General features: G+C 50.7%; 20 protein-coding genes and 2 pseudogenes. 18 read left to right on the top strand and 4 right to left on the bottom strand.

From position 1 onward, the window contains the following. Positions 1–72: 72 nt before the first annotated feature. From NI000_RS16270 to NI000_RS37130, 15 genes are all read left to right on the top strand, one after another. On the top strand, positions 73–1,113 hold the full coding sequence (locus NI000_RS16270) for a hypothetical protein (RefSeq protein ID WP_253412270.1): 1,041 nt from the start codon (positions 73–75) through the stop codon (positions 1,111–1,113). After that, positions 1,100–3,277, top strand: coding sequence for a molybdopterin oxidoreductase family protein (locus NI000_RS16265; RefSeq protein WP_253412268.1), 2,178 nt, complete (start codon positions 1,100–1,102; stop codon positions 3,275–3,277). The genes NI000_RS16270 and NI000_RS16265 overlap by 14 nt, the downstream gene beginning before the upstream one ends. After that, a complete protein-coding gene (locus NI000_RS16260; RefSeq protein WP_253412266.1) occupies positions 3,274–3,837 on the top strand; it encodes a 4Fe-4S dicluster domain-containing protein in 564 nt (187 codons plus the stop codon). Before NI000_RS16265 ends, NI000_RS16260 begins: the two co-directional genes overlap by 4 nt. A 48-nt stretch (positions 3,838–3,885) precedes the next feature. Next, positions 3,886–4,413: a Rieske 2Fe-2S domain-containing protein gene (locus NI000_RS16255; RefSeq protein WP_253412265.1), complete on the top strand. Its 528-nt coding sequence runs from the start codon at positions 3,886–3,888 to the stop codon at positions 4,411–4,413. Continuing rightward, a complete protein-coding gene (locus NI000_RS16250; RefSeq protein ID WP_253412263.1) occupies positions 4,403–4,591 on the top strand; it encodes a hypothetical protein in 189 nt (62 codons plus the stop codon). The genes NI000_RS16255 and NI000_RS16250 overlap by 11 nt, the downstream gene beginning before the upstream one ends. Continuing rightward, the gene (locus tag NI000_RS16245) at positions 4,588–4,938 is read left to right on the top strand and encodes a hypothetical protein (protein ID WP_253412261.1); all 351 of its coding nucleotides are present in this window, start codon (positions 4,588–4,590) and stop codon (positions 4,936–4,938) included. Before NI000_RS16250 ends, NI000_RS16245 begins: the two co-directional genes overlap by 4 nt. Continuing rightward, complete coding sequence (locus NI000_RS16240) at positions 4,938–5,231, top strand: hypothetical protein (protein WP_253412259.1); 294 nt, start codon at positions 4,938–4,940, stop codon at positions 5,229–5,231. The genes NI000_RS16245 and NI000_RS16240 overlap by 1 nt, the downstream gene beginning before the upstream one ends. 82 nt (positions 5,232–5,313) lie before the next feature. Then, complete coding sequence (moaA, locus tag NI000_RS16235) at positions 5,314–6,318, top strand: GTP 3',8-cyclase MoaA (RefSeq protein WP_253412257.1); 1,005 nt, start codon at positions 5,314–5,316, stop codon at positions 6,316–6,318. A gap of 1 nt (position 6,319) precedes the next feature. Next, positions 6,320–7,588, top strand: a complete 1,269-nt coding sequence (locus NI000_RS16230) for a molybdopterin molybdotransferase MoeA (RefSeq protein ID WP_253412255.1) — start codon at positions 6,320–6,322, stop codon at positions 7,586–7,588. A 112-nt stretch (positions 7,589–7,700) separates the two neighbouring features. Then, positions 7,701–9,017, top strand: coding sequence for a hypothetical protein (locus NI000_RS16225; protein WP_253412253.1), 1,317 nt, complete (start codon positions 7,701–7,703; stop codon positions 9,015–9,017). A 435-nt stretch (positions 9,018–9,452) separates the two neighbouring features. Next, complete coding sequence (locus NI000_RS16220) at positions 9,453–9,851, top strand: Rrf2 family transcriptional regulator (protein WP_253412251.1); 399 nt, start codon at positions 9,453–9,455, stop codon at positions 9,849–9,851. A gap of 111 nt (positions 9,852–9,962) precedes the next feature. Next, positions 9,963–10,871 (top strand): NAD(P)/FAD-dependent oxidoreductase, encoded by a 909-nt coding sequence (locus NI000_RS16215; protein ID WP_253412249.1) that lies wholly within the window; start codon positions 9,963–9,965, stop codon positions 10,869–10,871. A 114-nt stretch (positions 10,872–10,985) separates the two neighbouring features. After that, positions 10,986–11,306 carry a thioredoxin gene (gene trxA, locus NI000_RS16210; RefSeq protein WP_253412247.1) on the top strand — a complete coding sequence of 107 codons (321 nt, stop codon included), beginning with the start codon at positions 10,986–10,988 and terminating at the stop codon, positions 11,304–11,306. 225 nt (positions 11,307–11,531) lie between these two features. Next, complete coding sequence (locus tag NI000_RS16205; RefSeq protein ID WP_253412244.1) at positions 11,532–11,969, top strand: NucA/NucB deoxyribonuclease domain-containing protein; 438 nt, start codon at positions 11,532–11,534, stop codon at positions 11,967–11,969. A 150-nt stretch (positions 11,970–12,119) separates the two neighbouring features. After that, positions 12,120–12,263 carry an anthrone oxygenase family protein gene (locus NI000_RS37130; protein WP_375540978.1) on the top strand — a complete coding sequence of 48 codons (144 nt, stop codon included), beginning with the start codon at positions 12,120–12,122 and terminating at the stop codon, positions 12,261–12,263. Positions 12,264–12,370: 107 nt separating this feature from the next. Here NI000_RS37130 and NI000_RS16200 read toward each other — a convergent pair whose 3' ends face one another. Continuing rightward, complete coding sequence (locus NI000_RS16200) at positions 12,371–14,212, bottom strand: fibronectin type III domain-containing protein (RefSeq protein WP_253412242.1); 1,842 nt, start codon at positions 14,210–14,212, stop codon at positions 12,371–12,373. A gap of 287 nt (positions 14,213–14,499) precedes the next feature. Then, entirely contained in the window at positions 14,500–14,832 is a 333-nt protein-coding gene (locus NI000_RS16195) for a hypothetical protein (protein WP_253412240.1), read from the bottom strand. Between the two features lie 239 nt (positions 14,833–15,071). On the opposite strand from NI000_RS16195, the gene NI000_RS16190 reads away from it, so the two are divergent. Beyond that, the gene (locus NI000_RS16190) at positions 15,072–15,623 is read left to right on the top strand and encodes a stalk domain-containing protein (RefSeq protein WP_309247909.1); all 552 of its coding nucleotides are present in this window, start codon (positions 15,072–15,074) and stop codon (positions 15,621–15,623) included. 306 nt (positions 15,624–15,929) lie between these two features. After that, positions 15,930–16,931: an ABC transporter substrate-binding protein gene (locus NI000_RS16185; protein WP_253412236.1), complete on the top strand. Its 1,002-nt coding sequence runs from the start codon at positions 15,930–15,932 to the stop codon at positions 16,929–16,931. 147 nt (positions 16,932–17,078) lie between these two features. On the opposite strand, the pseudogene NI000_RS16180 reads toward NI000_RS16185, so the two are convergent. Beyond that, positions 17,079–17,489: pseudogene (locus NI000_RS16180) on the bottom strand (sensor histidine kinase). A 106-nt stretch (positions 17,490–17,595) separates the two neighbouring features. Between NI000_RS16180 and NI000_RS16175 the strand changes: the two are divergent. Next, positions 17,596–18,204 (top strand): annotated as a pseudogene (locus NI000_RS16175) (FAD-dependent monooxygenase); the annotation flags it as partial. A 57-nt stretch (positions 18,205–18,261) separates the two neighbouring features. On the opposite strand, the gene NI000_RS16170 reads toward NI000_RS16175, so the two are convergent. Continuing rightward, positions 18,262–19,851, bottom strand: coding sequence for a sensor domain-containing diguanylate cyclase (locus tag NI000_RS16170; RefSeq protein WP_253412232.1), 1,590 nt, complete (start codon positions 19,849–19,851; stop codon positions 18,262–18,264). Positions 19,852–20,021: the final 170 nt, after the last annotated feature.

The following is a 20,021-nucleotide window of genomic DNA, read 5'->3' as shown; positions in this document are numbered from 1 at the left end:
TCCGTCACAGTCAATGGGGAGAGGCCGATGCTTTAATGAAAGTGACCAAAAATGAATTATGGAGGTCAGAACATGGACCGGGCGTTTGCATCTAAATTTGCTAAGAATTACTTCTTTACGGTTGTTTGTCTCATCATTCTGATGTATATCGGCTCCCGTTTTTTTACTCATATTGACTTGGCTCTATACGGGTATATGGTCGGTACGGTCGTTTTTATCGGCGGCTTTTTCTACCGGTTTATCGCCTGGGGCGAGCGTCCGCCGACGAAGGTCATCATGAAGAAAGGCCTGCGGCTGCTGTTTCGCAGAAGCACTCCGCAAACAACCGTTGAGCATTTGGCCACCTACAAGTTTATATGGAACCGCGGGATCTACCGCTGGACGCAGCATATTTTGCTGGGGTGGGGCTGTATTCTCTCTTGCCTGGTTACGTTTCCGCTCGTATTCGGTTGGATGTACTTTACGATGGGAGATAACGGAACCTACACGGTTGTCGGCTTCGGTATCGACATCATGCGGGTCAAAGCGGACGGCTGGATTGCCTTCATGTTTTACAATGCACTGAACATTACAGCCTTTATGGTCATCGCCGGCGTGTGTATGGCGCTGTACCGGCGTATCAAAAACATGCAGGCAAGAGCGGAGCAAACCTTCGTATACGATTTTCTCCCCTTGTACCTGCTTCTGTTTATCAGCATTACGGGATTGATGCTCACGGGGGTGAATATTTTCCTGCACGGCTGGGGCCATCCGGTCATTACGCTGATTCATCAATGGTCCGTCATTATTACGTTAATTTACCTTCCATTCGGTAAACTGGCGCATATTCCATTCCGGCCGATGAGCGTGCTGGCCCGAAATTACCGGGAGCACTATGGGGAGAAAGAAATGAAAGCCTGCAAGGTGTGCGGCACCGGATTTGTTTCGGTCGAGCAGTCGAACGATGTCATCCAAGTGTTGAAGCAAAGCGGCGTCGAATTCAAGATGGACGAAGGCTTTCACCTCGCCGAGCTGTGCCTGCCTTGCCGACGGAAGTATCGCATGTCGCGGTTTGCGGGTGTCCCAACCCACGAAATCAAGGTCAAGGAGGCGAACCAGAATGCAAAAGGATAAATTTTATCGCGAGATTGAGAATAAGCATCATCCGAAGGAAAAGCTGGTTCCGACCCACTGTTCTTACTGCGGCATGCAGTGCGGCATGAATTTAAGGGTGGATACGGATAGTAACAAGATTATCGGCGTAGAGCCACGATACGATTTTCCGGTGAATCTGGGGAAAATGTGTCCGAAAGGCGTCACCGCTTACCAGCAAACGAACCATGACGATCGGCTGCTCCGGCCGTTGATTCGGGAAGACGCTTCGAAGAAAGGAACGAAGGAAGGCTTCCGCGAAGCGTCGTGGGACGAAGCCTACGACTTGATTGCGCGGAAGTTCAAGGAACTGCAGAACAACTACGGCAAAGATTCGTTGTCCGTGTTCAGTGGCGTGTCCATGACGAATGAGAAATGCTACCTGACCGGCAAATTTGCCCGCGTCGCCCTGCAGACGCGCTACATCGATTACAACGGCAGATTCTGCATGTCCAGTGCGGCAGCAGGTTTCATGCGCAGCCTTGGGGTGGATCGCGGATCTACGCTGCCGTGGACGGACATTCACCAGTCGGATTGCTTGTTTATTGCCGGAAGCAACACGGCCGAATGCCATCCGACCTCGATGTTCCGGGTATGGGAGGTCCAGAATCGCGGGGGGTATCTGATCGTTGCGGATCCAAGGGAAACCCCGATTGCGAGACGGGCTGACGTCCATCTTGATCTCAAGCCCGGTACCGATCTGGCGCTCGCGAACTGCATGGTAAATTTGCTTATCCAGCAAGGCTATGTGGACGAAGCGTTTATTCGCGAGCATACGAACGGCTTCGAAGAAACGATGGAAGTCGTGAAGGCGTTTACCCCGGAATATACGAGCGAAATTACGGGAGTGGCACCGGAGAAATTGATCCGCGCCGCAGAAATCTACGGCAAAGCGCCGAATGCCGTCGTCCTGTTCGCGCGCGGGATCGAGCAGCAGCATAAAGGAACGGACAACGTATCGGCGTATACGAATATGTGCCTGGTTACCGGTAAAATCGGCCGGCCCAAATCCGGCGTAGCCACGTTTACAGGCCAAGGAAACGGCCAGGGCGGCCGGGAGCACGGACAGAAAGCGGATGCGCTTCCGGGTTACCGCAAAATCACGAATCCGAAGCACGTGCAGGAAGTGTGCAGCGTCTGGGGAATCACACCGGAAGAAATGCCGCAGCCCGGCGTTTCGGCCTATGAGATGTTCGAATTGATGACCGAAAAAACGATCCGCGGCTTATATTTGTTATGCTCCAATCCTGCGGTTTCCGCGCCGAATCAAAACTTCGTCCGCGCGGCGCTGAAAAGCCTCGATTTCATGGTTTGCTGCGATATGTTCTTATCGGAATCGGCGGAATTTGCCGATGTCGTCCTTCCTTCAGTGACATGGTCGGAGGATGAGGGCACCGTGACCAACCTGGAAGGCCGGATCATCAAGATCAATAAAGCCCAGGACCCGCTTGGCGAGTCGAAGCCGGATTGGCTGATTCAAGTGGAGTTGGCCGAGCGTCTCGGCCGAGGCCAATATTTCCGTCATCTGACGACGGCCAGCAAAGTCGCGGATGAATTCAGGCTAGCCTCCAAAGGCGGATATGCGGATTACTACGGGGCGACGTGGGATAAAATCGAGAAGCAAAACGGTGTATTCTGGCCCTGCCGAGACGAGCAGGATCAAGGAACTCCTTACATGTTTTTGGATAAGAAGTTTTATCATCCGGACGGCAAAGCGAAAATATGCGCGCTTCCTTACCGGCCGCCTGCGGAAGAGCCGTGTGAACAGTATCCGCTCAGGCTGACAACCGGCAGGGTCGTCTATCATTATTTATCCGGGAACCAGACGCGAAGAATCCCCTTTTTGCGGGATATGTGTCCGGAGCCGTTCGTCGAAGTTCACCCGGAAACAGCTAAGCTGTACGGTATCGAGCACGAAGAAACCGTCCGCTTGTTTACCCGGCGCGGCGAAGCGTACTTTAAAGTGAAGATCATCGAAGCCATTCGTAAAGATACCGTGTTTGTCCCTTATCATTTCGGACATGAGCAGTCGATCAACTTGCTGACCATTGCTGCGCTGGATCCGATGTCGAAAATGCCGGAATTTAAAGCTTGCGCAGCCCAGATTGAGAAGCTGGCGGATGGGACGAAGGGGGCACTGCTGTGAAAAAAATATTGTATATCGAAATGGACAACTGCATCGGCTGCCGAAGCTGTCTTGCGGCTTGTACACAATGCGGCGGTCACGACGAACGGAACCGCAATTATGTCTATGATGTCAACCCGTTGGTGGACCGGCAGACGATTCCGCTGATGTGCCTGCACTGCGTGAACCCGGCATGCGCCAGAAGCTGTCCGGCGCAAGCCATCCAGGTCACGGAAGAAGGAGCGGTGCTGTCCGCTCTCGTCGAGAAATGCATCGGATGTCAGAACTGTACGATTGCCTGCCCTTACGGGATTCCGAAATTTGATGAAGAGCAGAACCTGATGTATAAATGCGATCTTTGTTACGACCGTACGAAGGACGGCATCCCGCCGATGTGCGCATCCGTTTGCCCGACCAATACGCTGCAGTGGATCGACGAGAACGAGTTGGCCGAGAAGCAGGAGCAGCACCGATTGGGCAAATGGCTGTCCAGCCGGCAGCCGTTCGAGCCTCTGGAAGGGGAGACGAATGTTAAGATCAGCCTTCCGGGCATTATCCAAGGAAAGCAGAAGCTGTTCTAAACCGTCAGACAAAGGAAAGCGACCATTATTAGAAAGCGGGTGGACCGCATGGATAAAGAGAAGAACAACAAGGTTCCGTATAACGAAGACAATTACACGCATAACATTCGTAAAAATAATGAGCGAACCCTCGATCGGCGCGGCTTTATGAAAACGATGGTGGGGGCGGCAGGGGTGTTTGCCATTTCCACGCTTCCCTGGGGCGGACTCGCGGCCAAAGAGCTTGCGGGGCTCGGCCAAAAAAGCCACCCCAAAACGAAAATCGCCGACGTTCAAGCGTTGAAAGTCGGGGAGGCGGTCGAGTTTGCTTATCCGGGGGAGCACGATTCGGCGCTGCTGATCCGCTTGGGCGAAAATGAATACAAAGCGTATCAAAATGCATGCACCCATTTGAAATGCCCTGTATTTTGGAACGGCGAGGAGAAAAGAATGGTTTGTCCTTGCCATCACGGCTTTTTTGACCCTAAATCGGGAGCTCCGACAGGAGGGCCGCCAAGAAGGCCGCTGCCGGAAATCATCGTAGCCGTCGAAGGGCCGACTATTTATGCAACGGGAGTGAAGCGGTATGAAGCGTAGCTATCGGGGCGTCATCCTGCTGAGTGTCGTGCTGCTGCTCAATATCATTTTTACCCAGTATACGATCAACCATTATTATTTTGAAAACTATAAGCTGGTGATCTTGTTTGCTGCGTTAAACGTCATTTTGTTTCCGATCGCCTTATTTATTTACAAGAAGGAAGTGAAAAATAGATGAAGAAATCGGAATTTTTCATGGACTTATGCTTTATTCGGGAACGTGCGGCGGACGCGCCCGGGCAACCTTTTGCGCAGATCATTGACGATCAGCTGAAAAGCTTGTTTCCGAAGCATGCGAAATGGAGCCTGGAGCAGAAACAGGCAGAAGGTCTGGAATACGTCGTTGCCGAGGTTACGGGTACAGGAGCTTGGGAGAAGGAAGAGGACATGCTCGCCTATCTCGAAGAGCGGGCAGCTCATCAATTCTGGGACTGGCTGCAGGGCTACCGGTTAGAGGTCGAAGTCAAGGAACATGCGGAGTGCAGCCATTGCGGCAAAAATAACGTCAAAGCCGGGGGCTTATGATGGAATGGGAAACGATGTTATCCAAGTATGAAGGAAGCCGAATCACCGTATGGATTGAAGATCTCTCGGGCGAAGAGCAAACGCAGCCCAAGCCGTTCACCCTGTTCAAGACAGCGCTCACGGAAGACCGGGCCTATTTGAAGTTTTATTTCAATGCCGATCAGTTTCTTTCTGTACCCCTATTTGACGATTCATTGACCAAGCTGGAGGGCAGCCAAGCAAGAGACTGTTTTGTTTCGCATGATCCTAAAGCTAACCTGCGTTATCATATCTACTTTGAAGAACGCGTATAGAAGGAGCGAAGTCGTGCGCTATTCGATGATGTCATCGGGTAGCGCATTTTTATAAAACAGTGTGACGAAAGGAGGCCGAGTGATGAGCAGTCCATTGATCGATTCGTTCGGCAGGGTTCACGACTATTTGCGTATATCCGTTACGGACCGCTGCAATTTACGATGCGTATACTGTATGCCGCCCGAGGGAATGGAGTTCGAACCTGGCCAAAAGATATTGACCTATGAGGAGATCACGGAGGTTGTGCGGGTACTGGCAGGAATGGGTGTACGAAAAGTAAGGCTCACCGGAGGGGAACCGTTAGTTCGCAAGGAGCTTGAAAAACTCGTAGCCATGATTGCTGCCGTTCCGGGAATAGAAGATATCGCTTTGACCACGAACGGGATATTTCTCGCACCGAAAGCGGCTAAGCTGAAAGCGGCGGGATTGACTCGCGTCAATATCAGCTTGGATTCGCTGCGCGCGGACAGGTTTTCTTTCATTACGCGCGGCGGAGATGTGCGTCGTGTTCTGGATAGTATTGAAACCTGCATGCAAGTGGGATTCGATCCCATTAAAATAAATGTCGTACTTATGAAGGGAATCAATGATGATGAAATTGCAGATTTTTTGCGGTTGTCCATAGAACGGCCACTTCAAATACGATTTATCGAATACATGCCGATCGGCCATCAAGATAAAGGGTGGAAGGCCTCTTATATGCCGTTAGCGGCAATTTTCGATCGCTGCACTGAAATGGGATGGAATGTTATCCCTATTCATACGATCCATGGCAATGGACCTTCCAAAAATTACCGAATCGAAGGGGCACAAGGAAGCTTCGGACTCATCCATCCGGTAAGCGACCATTTTTGTGAAACGTGCAACAGGCTTCGCCTGACGGCTGACGGCAGCATTAAGCCTTGTTTATACTGGTCTGACGAATTTAATGTTCGCAAGTGGATCGGAAATGATGATGCCATCCGCGAGCTCTTTCTCAAAGCTTTACACTTGAAGCCCCAAAATCATGAAATGGCAAAAGCCTTAGACGATGAAAAACAGACACATCGGCCGACTTCCAGGAGAATGTCGCAAATTGGAGGATAGTATGGAACGTTTACAGCTTTCGAACCGTTTTCGCAGGAACGCCATTCAGCCTGACGCAGCGCAAAAGATGATTCAACAGCATATTCGGCCGGGAGACGTCGAGCACGTGCCATTGGAGGAAGCTTTCGGCAGGAGATTGGCGGCGGATGTATTCGCAGCGGACCATATGCCGCATTTTTGCCGTTCGGGTATGGACGGGTTTGCCGTACGGTGGGAATCGACAATCGGCGCATCTTCCAATCAGCCGGTTATTCTGGAAGTCATCGAGAGCATTCCTTGCGGCTCGACGCCGACGAAAGCCATAACAGGGAATACGGCATCGAGGATTATGACGGGTGCTATGGTGCCTGACGGCGCAAATGCGGTCGTCATGCTTGAGATAGCGGAATGCTTCGAGCAAGATGAAAAAACGTTCATTTCGATCAAAAAAGAACAGAAGGAAGGTCAAAACATTACCTTAACCGGATTTGAACTGGCACAAGGCGAGCTAGCCTTGGAAAAGGGGAGGAAATTACAGGCAGGCGAGATTGCCCTGTTGGCTGCCTTCGGCGTGGGAACGGTTAACGTATTTAAACGCCCCAAAGTAGCTATATTCGCAACCGGGTCGGAATTGTTGGACGTTCATGTGCCGCTTGAGCCGGGGAAAATCAGGAACAGCAATACGCATATGCTGGCAGCACAAGTGCGGGAGGTAGGCGGCATCCCGATCCTGATGGAAACTATCCCTGACGATGCGGAGCGGGCCATGGAGCAAATCACCGCCGCATTTTCCATGGCGGATTGCGTCATTACGACAGGCGGAGTCTCGGTAGGCGATTACGATATTATGGTCGATATTTTTGATGCGTGGGAAGGGATGACGTTATTTAACAAGGTGATGATGCGGCCGGGCAGCCCTACGACGGTTGGCGTGATGAAGGGCAAGTTTCTCTTCGCGCTTTCCGGAAATCCGGGGGCTTGCTTTGTGGGCTTTGAATTGTTTGTTCGCCCGGTGCTCTGGGGCATGCAAGGGAAGAAGGACATTCTCCCGCCGGAAGCAACCGCATTCTTAGGGGAGGATTTTACGAAAGTCAATGCCTATCATCGATTCGTGCGGGCTAAAAGCTATATCGAAGACGGTAAAGTATATGTCAAAATGGCAGGACCCGATCAGTCCAGCGTGATGCTTTCGATCAAGGATTCCGATTGTCTAATGGTCATCCCTCCGGGAGGCCGCGGCGTTCTTGCAGGAGAAAAGGTACGCATGATTCAACTTGGAGTTACGGAATAATGTAGAATTTGCAGGAATCTGTCCGTACAGCGCGAATATGAAAATGGAATGGTCAAATGTGCCAATATATGGTTCATTTCTGGTTTATAGAAAAGGGGGGAGAGAATAGGCAATGAGGCTATTGGCAATAGGTATTTTATTAGCGGTGCTAACGGGATGCAATCCGTCCGGCCAGCAAAGCCAGCTCAATGAGCCCGCGAAAGCTTCCGATTCAACGTCGCCTCCGTCTGGATCGGCAGCGCCTGCTCCCTCGGCAGCCTCTCCGTCCGCAGCATCGCAAACCGCTCCTGCAAATGACGGCGCATCGGTCGAGGAAATTGCGGACCAGTCGTTTCAGCTTGAGCTGGAGTCGTGGGGCAAGGTTCGTTTTGTGTCCGCCAAACGTACGAATGCAGACGGGCATAAAGAGCTTTTGCTCAGCTTAAAGGATGCCGAAGGCCAGACTTTGTATACGTTCCCGCAGCCGAAGCTCGTCGCGTCGTGGAATTTCGAATCCGTCAAAGCGGTTTCCTTTAAAGACGTCGATGGGGACGGCAAGAAGGATGTAATCGTGCTCGCGGATTACATTACCGGAAAAGGCTCGGGCGGAAGTGCCGCAGTGACCGCTCCGTCCATATTTGTTCAAAAGGAGAAAAGCTTTGTATCGGATTACGAGACCGATAACCGGCTGAATGCCTCCGGGAAAATGACGACGGTGAGTGACGTTGTGGCGTTCTTTAAAGCGAAAGCGAAACCAGACGCTGTCCAGACTACACCGGATTCCGACAGTAACGCCACTTTGGAGAAAGTAAACCGGAACCTGTGCTCAAGGGTGGTTGTCTCCAACATGTCCAAGGATGAAATCGTTCAGACTTATGAGGACGAATACGGCAAGCACGAGCTGGATCGCTCCGAACGCGGTCAGGATGAAATGTATCGCTATATCGGCGAGTGCTTTCAACAGGAAACGGATAAATTGCTTGCAAACGACAGCAAGCTGAAGACTCATACGGACGCTGTTCATCAAACGGTAAATGAAGCGATTTCAGAGCTGTCCAATATCGATTATATCCGTGACGGCGGCGGCACCATGTGGATTCATGATGGAAACAGGACCATTGGACTGTACGGGTATCGCATGAACGTGTATGCCAAAATGAAATTAAACGATCCCAAGTCCGCTTCTAAAAAATATGACTCGCTCGCCGAAAAGCTGGATTCGAACTTGGCTAAATTAAAGGAGCAAGGGGTTAAAGGGTTAGAGGAGCTGACCGATGCTCAAGGGGTGAAAGAAGCAGAGAAAGACTTCGATGCCAGGTTTTCGAAGCTTAACACCGCCCTGCAAAAGTTTAAAGAGCTAACCTCCGATAAAGACGAGGCGAGCCTCTATCTCATGGAGCTTCTGACGAAACGAGTCGGAGCTTCGATTGACGAAAACCGAAGATCCTGAGATAACAGTAGGAGCCTGTGAATCAAAATGCCGTAATTACAATTGCGTGAGCTTGTTGAGAAAGTGGATTTTTACAAAAAATGAGATGCAAACGGAGGTGGGGTATCCACTGGAGAAGCGATAGCGGCCGCCTTTGTCATCGGGAAATGTCCGCTGATAAGCGGCTTCCATTCAAATTTCCCGATGACCCGGGGTCCCCGCAAAGTACTCGGACTAAGCTTCCCTGATTCAACTTCACTTTGCGGGGTGGAGCAGCGGTCGGAAGTGGATACCCCACCCCCTCGTAACCTCTATTATCTCAATTCAACACTTTCTCAACACTCTGGCCGCATTTACAGTTGCGGTGTTTTGTGTCAAGAAACTAAGATGCGACTTGACAGGTCCGTAATTCAAGGATATTATAGACACAATAAGTCTTTAATTGAGGTGTTGGCCATGAGATTTTCCAAAGCGACAAATTATGCTCTGCACACGATGCTCGCTCTGATTGAGGCTTCTCCGGTTAAACCGGTAGGCGTGCAGCAGCTGGCGGAATCCCAAGGCGTTTCACCGACCTATCTTTCCAAAATTTTAACGAGGCTTGTGAAGGCAGGGATGATCGAATCGGTATCCGGAGCTAACGGCGGCTACCGGCTATCCCGTAAAAAAGACGACATTACGTTTCTGGATATTATCCATGCCATTGAAGGCAACGCCTCCTTATTCGAATGCGATTTTGTCCACGGCGACGAATGTCTGATTCAAGCGGTAATGAAGGAAGCGGAACAGAAGATGGAGTCGCATCTCAAAGAAGCGAAATTGGCGGATCTGGCCCGAAAGCAAACTCAAGCCTAAGACGAGCCCCTTCGTTAAAAGGAAAAACACGGTGCAGTGCGTGAACAATTTTTTTTAAATTAATCATAGATATAATGAGTCTTTAATATCTAACTTGAGGAGATGAACATCATGATTTACGATTGCGCAATTATTGGCGGCGGTCCCGCCGGATTGAATGCAGCCCTCGTGCTCGGCAGGGCAAGACGAAGCGTGGCTTTAATCGATAACAACAAGCCGCGAAATGCCGTTACGCATGCGTCTCACGGCTTTATTACGAGAGACGGCGTGACGCCGGCCGAGTTCCGCCGCATTGCTTATGAGGAGGTTCTCCGTTATCCGTCCGTCGAGCATCTGCCAACCGAGGCTGTCGAAGTTCGCAAAATCGAATCCGGATTTGTCGAGGTGCTGGATGCATCAGGCCATAGGATTCAAGCGCAAAAGCTGATTCTGGCGACGGGGGTTAAAGAAATATTTCCTGACATCGACGGCTTCTATCCGCTGTACGGGAAAAGCTTGTTTAATTGTCCCTATTGCGACGGCTGGGAGCTGCGGGATCAACCGCTTGTCGTTGTTTCCGAATCTCCGACCGTATTTCATACAGCCAAGCTTCTCCTCAATTGGAGCAAAGATGTGGTTGTCTGCACGCACGGCAAGTCGTCCCTGTCGGACGAGCAAAAAACTCGGCTTCAAACCAAAGGAATCGTGGTGATGGAGCAGCCTGTCACGGCCTTCGTCGGCCACAATGGGCGGCTTGAGCATGTTCGTTTTGCGGATGGAACGGAACTTCCGAGAGCCGGCGGTTTCGTGATGCCGAGATTTGTGCCGGCCGTACCGTTCGGAGAACATCTGGGCTGCGAAAGGACGGAGAACGGCGGGCTCAAGACGGATGCATGGGGAAGAACTTTGATACCCGGTTTATATGCCGCAGGAGACGCTTCGTACTTCATGCCTTCCCAAGTGGTTTTTGCCGCAGCCGACGGCAGCCGAACGGCGATGGGCGTTAATTTGGACTTGACGGAGGAAGAATTCAAGAAATAAACGCTTAGTAAACTGCCGGAACCGCGGAGCTGAGAGGAGGAGGTGATGAAATCTCCGTCGGTTCGATTCATTTGAATTAAATTTATGATAGGAATAAAAGGGAGGAAGCTACAAATGACCATTTGCCATACTACGGATACGACCTTTACCAACGATTTAAAGAGCGAAGGCTTGACATTAGTCAATTTTTGGGCGACTTGGTGCGCGCCTTGCCGCTTTTTCGGTACTGTACTTGAAGCGTTTGATCGGGAACATAGCGGCGACGTGAGAATTCTCAAGGTTAATGTAGACGAACAAACCAATACGGCCGCTCAGTTTGGAGTGATGAGCATTCCAACGACGATTCTGTTTAAAAACGGTGAACCGGTCGACAAAATCGTTGGCGCCATTCCTGTGGAAGAACTTAAAAAATTTATAGGCAATCACAAAAATTAGTATCGGCATTCATAGGTCAAACGCGTAATAATATTGATTTCCATATCCAGACGGAGAGAAACCCAGGTCGACTTCTGCCAAGAAGAAGACCTGGTTTTTTTTCGTCCATAGCGTCTTTACAAAAGCTATAGAATAAACTTGGAACAAAACTATTGAGAGGTAATGTATTATCTAATACAATTATAAAGGAATAAAATTCCAAATATGAAATATGGAGGTAATCGAATGGTTAAGAAGCAGGGAAAGTCGCTATTTTCGATTGTATTCCTCATCTCGGTTTTACTGGCGAGTTTTTTTCCGGTTGCAGGCTCGAATAACGTTTCCTTCGCAGCATCATCTTACGACTACATTCTCATTTTTCCGAGAGACCGATACCCCGAAACAGGAGCGCATATTAAAGATGCCATTGCAGCAGGCAAGTCCGATGTATGTACTATCGAGCGGGACGGTACCCGTGAGCGGCGTGAAGAATCTCTGAGAGGCTATCCACCGAAGAAAGGTTACGATCGGGACGAATGGCCGATGGCCATGTGCTTGGAAGGGGGAAGAGGGGCGGATATTCGTTACATTAATCCGTCCGACAACCGTGGGGCGGGAAGCTGGGTAGGAAATAAGCTTTCCAAATACGCGGACGGAACTAGAGTTAAATTTATCGTGAAATAAACGCTAAGAGCGGTTCAGCGACAGGTTCTGTGATCAAACCGGTAAGGTAGAAGCCATACGAAGAGCCGTAGAAAAGCTTCCCTACGGCTCAGAGTGTTGAGAAGGCTCATTTCTGGTGACGATCATCTTTAACGTCCCGTTGAATGACGCTTGACTGCGGTTGCTCCCCGAAGCTCCGAGGGGGCTGAGCTTTGGAATCATTATCTTTCCAAGTGGGTCGCTTGGAATCATGTACGGACGGTTGCCTCCCTTGCAGCCTTGGCTTCGTTCATACTTGCGATACGGAAGTGGTGAATCACGGACTCGTCAAACCTTGCGCTTAAGCGCTTGCCGCCATCCGGCGGCAAGCGGCATTTCGCGCGCGCGTCATCATCGGCTTCGTCGGCCGCTGCGCGCTCGGATTACTTCAGCTGCCACAGTGCCGCAACGTTCGGAGGCTCCCAGCCTTGCAGCGAAGTGTGGTTTTGACGGCATACATAGGTTTTGCCTGCGTACGTAACCTCATCGCCGATTTTATAGGCGGTTCCGGGAGCCCACGGCTGCGCGCCTGACGGTGCGTCCGTCGTCACCGTAAGTACTGCGGCAGGCGAGACATTGCCCGCGGCATCTCTAGCCGTTACCGAGAACGTATAGCCGGTATTTGGCTTCAGTCCCTCTATCGCTGCACTCGTTCCTGTCACGTTCACATGCGAAGTGCCGTAGGCGACCGTGTAGCCGGTCACGCCGACATTATCGGAGGACGCCGTCCAGCTCAACGTCACGCTCGTAGCCGATTTGGAGACCACGCTTAGTTGTGTCGGCGCGGTCGGAGCTTGGTTGTCGCCGGACGATTCGTCCGTCTTGACCGTCACCGGATTGCTGGCGGCCGAGACGTTGCCGGCAGCATCCTTAGCCGTCACCGAGAACGTATAGCTCGTATTCGGCTTCAGACCCTGTATCGTTGCGCTCGTTCCTGTCACGTTCACTTGCGAAGAGCCGTAGGCGACCGTGTAGCCCGTCACGCCGACATTGTCGGTCGAGGCGCTCCAGGTCAGGGAGACTGTGGTTGCGGTTTTGCCGGTCGATACCAAATTTGCCGGAGCTGTCGGAGGCTGGGTATCCGGCGCCGGCGGGTTCAAGGCGTTCAAATAGGCGCGGTGCTTCGTGGAAAACTCGAATTGATTGAACTTATCCCAGTTAATCGACCATGTCATCAGACCGCCAAAGTTCGGATAGCCGGTTGCGCTGCCCCGCGTTTTGTAGGTGCTAAGCTGCTGGCCTTTCACGAGCGCGTCGAGCGCCTTATGCACTTCGGCAACCGGTGTAAAGCCGCCGCCCGCATTGCCGTTTGCCGGTAAGCCCAGCAGCACCTGCTCCTGACGCAGCGGCGGGAAGAACAGGTTGGCATTCTTGTTAACGGGGAACCCAGTCAACAGCATATCGGCCATGGCGACGTGGAAATCGGCGCTGCCCATCGTATGATACTGGTCGTCGAGGCCGATGATCGGGCCAGAGTTATAATTTTGCACTTGGAGCCAGTCCAGAATGTCACGAGTCGCATAGATAACGGGCAGGTAAGCGCCGGCACGCGAATCGCAGCTGATACAGCTTCCACCGTAGAACGAATACCCAAGCTGGACGAAGAACGTCTCCGGGGCCATGGTCAGAATGAATTTGTCTGTGCCGAAGTGGCTGTTCAGCGACTTGAGTGCATCGATCAGGTTGACGATGACGGGCGTTGTCGGATGGCGGAAGTCGGAATCGCCGGCGTTCAAATAGAGCGAGTGCCCCTCGAAGTCGACATCGAGTCCGTCGAACCCGTATTTCTCGATGATGCCCGTCACCGAGCTAACGAACGCGTCGCGGGCAGCCGTCGTCGCCAGCTGCACTTGACCGTTCGCACCGCCGATGGAGATGACAACCTTCTTGCCTTTGCTCTGCAGATACGCAACGTCGGCTTTGAAGTCGGCTTCGGTGTAGTTATAGGGGGTGAAGCCGATCACACCGCCACTGCCGCTCGTCGGCTCCGCGAACGAAACGTTAATCACGTCGAAATCCGGAGATACGTCGCGCAGCCGGATAAAGCCCGAGCCGTTGTCGAAGTTGTGCCAATAGCCGACGATTTTATAGCCTCCGGCGGGAGCCGCGGCAGAGGGGAGAGGGGACGCAATCACGGAGAATAGCGAGACGATGAGCGAGGCAATGAACCCTAGCAGCAGACGGGTGCGTAAGCGTGCGTACAAGGAAGAACCATTGAAGTTCATCAGTTGAGCCTCCTTATTGGATTGGTATTTGAATTCGAACCTTTTATAAAGCGCTTACAAAAGATCTTCATCGCAAAAGACGATCTTCAGCATGCCCTCCTTCCAGTCGTTCGGTCCCTTAAGTATCCTCCTTTCCGCTATAAGGATTACTTACTATTATATGGGATGTTCCGTGCCCGAAAGAAGGGAGAACTTTTTATCGAAAGGGGAGAAATTATTCCAAAGCACTTGCCTGTCATTAGAAAAAAGCTCCTGTCATTTAAGTATGACAAGAGATTTTCTCATGACTATCGTTTTGAATGAACATAATGCTCAATCCCATCCAATATTCGGGCGAGGCCAAAATCAAATTCGAAACCGTAGGAATGACCGTCCTTCTCATCGTTCTCAGGCGAATAAGCGCCCGCAAGCACGACTGGCGACAGATAAGGAAACCGTTCCGAAGTTACGAGATGCTCCAACGCTGCCTTATAGCTCACGCCAGGGACAGGGCCCGAGTTAACGCCTGTCTGAACGGCACGGTCCATATCCCGTTGAAAAAAGCTGTGTACACGCGCATGACTGGTCAACAGGACCACGATAGAGATCTTCTCGCGGTGATCCAGCGGAAGGCCGGACATTATCCGTAAGGCCCAATCTACAATGCGCAAGTTATTTGGCGTGATCGGGATTTTTAGGCATGTGCTACTAGGCCGTTAGATCCTTGTTCTTCCAGCTTAAAAACATGATAATAGACGAAAACCACACACTATAAGGAGAAAAGACATTGAACAAAAAAGGATGGTTTATTAGCGCATCTATAGTCGGAATGGTAGTGACAGGCTCCGCCGGTGTGTATGCAGGCAGTAACTAGCAGGAAATTAAAGCACTCCTAAATACGGAGATCGGTATCGTCGTCAACAATGCTGACTTCAAGCCTGTAGATGACGAGGGGAATAAACAGTATCCGATCACATATAATAACTCAACCTATCTGCCGGTACGTGCTGTTTCTGAAGCATTGAAGGTACCTATCGAGTACGATGGAACAAACAATAGAGTATTAATTGGCGGAAGTGGCAGCAGTACTGCAACTTCAGGGACATCTGCTTCTTTCCAGCGTCCGAAGCATTTGCCAAGCGACTTCCCGCTCCCAGCGGATGCTAAAAAAATCGAGTTGGTTGAAGATGCAGTCGGCAGCAATAAAAGCGTCAATTTCACTCTGCAAACAAAGGAAAGCTTGAAAGATCTGATTAAGACCTATAACGAATATTTGAAAAAACGCGGTTATGACCATACGGTTGACTCCTCCACCGACAATACAATCAACATTAGCGCAACCAAAAGCCAAGAATCTACGGTTATTGAAGGTAAGATCATTGATGCAGAAGCAGGTATTACGGAATATACCATCACATGGTCAGCGGTATAATATAGATAGCATAAGCCTCAACTGCTCATTCAAGCGGAGGAGGCTTTTTACTTTTGTTCATTGATGTTGTGGTTAAACTAAATATTTGCCTCTCCGCATCCCTTATACATTGACAGGCTAATTGATAATGATTATAGTTATCAATTGAAGTTAATCCCAAATATCCGTAATGTCCATTCAGGAAACGAGCGGCATAAAGACTGGACGCAGGATTGCGCTCCTCCTGCCGTTCGGTTGGAGAGGGATTAGCTCTGTAATCTAACGCCGAATGATCCAAAATCCATCATTATAAACGGAGGACATCCTATGAACAGGAAACGTACATATCCATGGTTAGGACTGCTGTTAGGGGCTCTAATAGCAGGAAGCGGATGCTCAAGCACAACGGATAATGGCGCAGCCGTCAGCACTTCTCCGTCAGCATCCTCTCCGGCTGCAGCTTCAACAGCGAAGCCCGCCGCTGAGCGTGTGCTGAAGGATGCGCTGGGGCACGAAGTGAAAATACCGGCTGACCCTCAGAGGATCATCGCTTCCTATTTGGAGGACCATCTGGTTGCCCTTGGCGTCAAGCCGGTTGCCCAATGGTCGGTCGCCAACGGGAAGTCGGTGCAAAGCTACCTGCAGAAGGAACTGAACGGAATTCCGACCATACCAAGCGATCTTCCCTTCGAATCCGTCATGAGCTTTGCTCCGGACTTAATTCTCATGGATAGCGCGGAGCAGGTAGCTGGGGACAAATACGCTCAATATGCCAAGATTGCTCCGACATACACCGTGGGGAGCGGAGTCAACAATGACTGGCGGCAGGAATTCATGACTGTGGCCGAAGTGTTGAATAAAAGCGAAGAAGCCAAGAAGGTTCTGGAAAGCTACGAGTTGAAAGCGAAGGAAGCTAAGGAGAAATTAAAGCAGGCCATCGGAACCAAATCCGTGGCTGTTCTTTGGGTAACCGAGAAAACGGTATATGTGCCTAACGAGCATCTGTCCAGCGGCGACGTTCTGTACCGGGACTTGGGGCTTACCGTGCCGGAAGAAATTAAGGAAATTTCCAAAACGGCTACAGCCAATTGGAATCCTATTAACAAGGAAAAGCTTGCTCAGATGAACATTGACTACTTGTTTATTGTGAACAGCAAGGGCGCAACGAAAGAGGAGATCCTGAAGGACCCGGTTTGGGCCGGGATTCCTGCAGTCAAAAACGGGCAAGTATTCGAATATGACCGTAGTGCAAGCTGGCTGTATACAGGTGCCATTGCCAATCGCCAGATGATTGACAATGTGCTGGAGAGTATCCTGAAGGAAAAATAAGCCATAAAGCTGCCGGAGCCGATGCTTGACAGCTACCAAGTTTCTCCCCAGGTAAATGGTCAGGAAGGACACCCAAGCGGTGTCCTTTCATTTTACAGTCATAGATGATACGGTGAGCATGATGGTTTGAAGTATACCCGTCTTTGATTATACGTGAATCGGCAATTGAACAAAAAACGAAGTCATCTTCTTTAATGCGCTCGTAGCATAAATTTTGCCTTTATGCTGCTCGACAATTGATTTTGCTATGGTTAAACCAAGGGCGTAACCTCCGCTTTGGCGTGAGCGGGATTAATGAACGCGGTAGAAACGATCGAAAATTCGATCCAAATGCTCCGGCGGTATGCCTTCACTCGTATTCGTTACGGTGAGAAGAACATCATGATGACGCTTTTGCAGGGTAAGGGTAATGGATCCTTCTGGTTTGGTGTACTTGATTCCATTATCCAAGAGAATCATCACCACCTGCTTGATCTGCTCGCTGCTGCCGCATACCGTCAAGTCGGGCTCAACTTCGTAATGTAGCGAATTATTCTTCTCGAATATGACTGCTTCCATCGTCAGAATGACGCTTTTCACAGGGATTTCCTTGAAAATTTCATCGTAGCCTATGATTTCACTTTTGACTTTTTCCCACTTCAACGGCAGATCATCCATAGTTGCCTTGAAGACGAATCCCAAAACGGTAGGGATGTATAGCTCCCGCGACAACACCGAAGCAAAGTGCCTGTTCATTTTTAAATCGGGGCCATTGCCATACGACCGGCACAATCCGGAAGCCCAGAAGCAGCTTGTGGCCGATACTTTCGGCAGCGAGAACGGTTGGGAAACCCAGCGGCTGCTTCAGGCCATGAAGGCGGCGGAAGATTTTTATTTTGACGAAATATGCCAAGTTCATATGCCTGCATGGTCGAAAGGCCGTGTTGCGCTTGTAGGCGACGCAGCCTACGGCCCATCACCGCTTTCCGGGCAGGGCAGCAGCTTGGCGCTTGTCGGTGCTTACGTGCTGGCCGGTGAGTTGAAACTCGCGCAAGGGGACTATACACGGGCTTTTGCAGCCTACGAGCGAGAGATGAGAGCATTTGTGGAGAAAAACCAGAAAATCGGCCAGTCAGCGGCAGAGGGGATGGTCGCCAGCTCCAGCTTCAAAATCATCCTGCAAAACTGGATGCTTCGCGTGCCGTTCTTGATGAACGCCATGTTTCAAATGATTTCGAAGATGATCGCCAAAGCCGCGAACGGGATCGAGTTAAAAGGATATGGGGAAACATAAATCGGCACTACGAACGGAGCGTCTCCACGATGCGATAATGTGGAAACGCTCCGTTTTCTAGTCGGCCACGATGGTTCTGTTTTTCCCCGATTCCTTGGCCCGGTACAAAGCGTGGTCGGCTCGTTGAAACAGCATGTCAGCCGATTCGGCGTGGGATGGATAGTGAGCGATACCTGACGAGACCGTTATCGGGATTCCGAGAGGATTTTCCCTCGTTTCAAAAGCGGTACGAACCCGCTCCGCCGTGGTCAAAGCCTCCGGCACGGTAGCGAGCGGCAGAAGCACGACAAATTCTTCTCCGCCGTAGCGGCAGCATATGTCATGGGGGCCTACGGACGAAGTGACGACGCGGGCCAGATGCTTCAATACTTCGTCGCCTGCCTGATGGCCGTAGGTATCGTTGATGGACTTGAACCGGTCGATATCCATCACGATAAGAGCGAAGGGGTGTTGCTCTTCCGTCCATTGCGTCATGATGGATTCAAACGTTCTGCGGTTCGTTAACCCTGTTAAAGAATCGGTCATAGCGGCATGAGTCAATTGAGCGGTCTGTTTCTGCAAATCGTTTAACGCAAGTGTGATCGTCTGCGTCAACAAGTCGGCTTCCCGGTTCCAGTGATGCTTAACCTCGGGAAGAACGATTCTTTCGCCTCTGCCCAATCTGCCGGCCAAATTGGCAAGTGAGACGAACGGACGGGCCAAACGCCGGGCAAGCCAGATGGCGGTGATCATCAATACAACAAACGGTGCCAGAGTGTACAGCAGGATCGTACGAATATTTCGGTTCAGTTCGTCATATACGACATTGATGGGGGACTGGACGACGACTCCCCAGCCGTTTTCCAGAACGGGGGAATAGCCGGAAAGAAAGGTGATTCCTTGAGAATTGGTCACCTGATCATATCCGCTTTCGCCCCGAAGCACCTTCTGGACGACTAGATTGGCGCTGCCATCTTCGCCGATCCGGGATTTGTCCGGATGAAACAATAAATGACCGCTGGAACTTACGATATAAAAGTACGAACCGTCGCTATTGAGATTATGCATGCCGAACATCATATTCAATATATTGTTTTCCTGCAAATAAAGACTGCCTCCGATATAACCGCGGTATATCCCGTCTTTGTCGAAAAGCGGCTCGCTCATAAAAACAACAAGTCGTCCGGTAGCCGAGTTGTAGGGCTTGGATATATAGGATTTTTTTACCGCCAGCGCTTCTTTGGTCGCTGCCGTTACGATGTGCATTCCGGTCGTGCCGACGGAAGGCGGGTCTACACCGCGGACAAGACCCGTTTCGTCCACGATAGCGATGGAGTTGAAATAGTGGCTGCCCAGTCGCAGCGCTTCAAGCTGCCTCTGTATTTCTTGCGTATCCGATAAATCGCCTGCCGAAAGACGGGCACCGGTATAGGCTAGACCGGCCCGCATCGATTGGAATAAGGAATCTATGGAATGGCTCATTTTGGTCGCGGCCGAATAGTTCAACGCAAAGGTCGTTTCGAATAACGATTGCTTATTGGAATGATACGAGGCGAGAAGCAGAATCGTCAAAGTAAGCGCGACGGAAAGGGAGACCAGCCCGGTTAACAAGGTGGCAAGACTGATTTTATTTTTTTCGGCACAGCGAATCCCGAACGGTCCGGACATGGTATCCCCCTCCTTATTTTCCAAGTTAAGTTCCCACTTCATTTTCGACATGATCCGCCATAATCCTTTTCGCTATCCGATTTTATTAAAAAACTCCCAAGCTTCGCAGAGACCTGGATTTGGAAGGTTGGCGGATGAATCTTCTTTCGTTTATACTCATTTTAAAAAAA

It is taken from the genome of Paenibacillus tyrphae (assembly GCF_024158745.1).
GTDB lineage: Bacteria > Bacillota > Bacilli > Paenibacillales > NBRC-103111 > Paenibacillus_G > Paenibacillus_G tyrfis_A.
This window is presented reverse-complemented; position numbering and strand designations above follow the sequence as displayed.

Bases quoted from the DNA above. Each gene is read 5' to 3' on its own strand.
- NI000_RS16270 (WP_253412270.1), top strand. From the start codon at position 73: ATGGACCGGGCGTTTGCATCTAAATTTGCTAAGAATTACTTCTTTACG.
- NI000_RS16255 (WP_253412265.1), top strand. From the start codon at position 3,886: ATGGATAAAGAGAAGAACAACAAGGTTCCGTATAACGAAGACAATTAC.
- NI000_RS16220 (WP_253412251.1), top strand. From the start codon at position 9,453: ATGAGATTTTCCAAAGCGACAAATTATGCTCTGCACACGATGCTCGCT.
- NI000_RS16245 (WP_253412261.1), top strand. From the start codon at position 4,588: ATGAAGAAATCGGAATTTTTCATGGACTTATGCTTTATTCGGGAACGT.
- NI000_RS16225 (WP_253412253.1), top strand. From the start codon at position 7,701: ATGAGGCTATTGGCAATAGGTATTTTATTAGCGGTGCTAACGGGATGC.
- NI000_RS16240 (WP_253412259.1), top strand. From the start codon at position 4,938: ATGGAATGGGAAACGATGTTATCCAAGTATGAAGGAAGCCGAATCACC.
- NI000_RS16230 (WP_253412255.1), top strand. From the start codon at position 6,320: ATGGAACGTTTACAGCTTTCGAACCGTTTTCGCAGGAACGCCATTCAG.
- NI000_RS16195 (WP_253412240.1), bottom strand. From the start codon at position 14,832: ATGTCCGGCCTTCCGCTGGATCACCGCGAGAAGATCTCTATCGTGGTC.
- NI000_RS16215 (WP_253412249.1), top strand. From the start codon at position 9,963: ATGATTTACGATTGCGCAATTATTGGCGGCGGTCCCGCCGGATTGAAT.
- NI000_RS16205 (WP_253412244.1), top strand. From the start codon at position 11,532: ATGGTTAAGAAGCAGGGAAAGTCGCTATTTTCGATTGTATTCCTCATC.
- NI000_RS16250 (WP_253412263.1), top strand. From the start codon at position 4,403: ATGAAGCGTAGCTATCGGGGCGTCATCCTGCTGAGTGTCGTGCTGCTG.
- NI000_RS16185 (WP_253412236.1), top strand. From the start codon at position 15,930: ATGAACAGGAAACGTACATATCCATGGTTAGGACTGCTGTTAGGGGCT.
- NI000_RS16200 (WP_253412242.1), bottom strand. From the start codon at position 14,212: ATGAACTTCAATGGTTCTTCCTTGTACGCACGCTTACGCACCCGTCTG.
- NI000_RS16170 (WP_253412232.1), bottom strand. From the start codon at position 19,851: ATGTCCGGACCGTTCGGGATTCGCTGTGCCGAAAAAAATAAAATCAGT.
- moaA (WP_253412257.1), top strand. From the start codon at position 5,314: ATGAGCAGTCCATTGATCGATTCGTTCGGCAGGGTTCACGACTATTTG.
- trxA (WP_253412247.1), top strand. From the start codon at position 10,986: ATGACCATTTGCCATACTACGGATACGACCTTTACCAACGATTTAAAG.
- NI000_RS16265 (WP_253412268.1), top strand. From the start codon at position 1,100: ATGCAAAAGGATAAATTTTATCGCGAGATTGAGAATAAGCATCATCCG.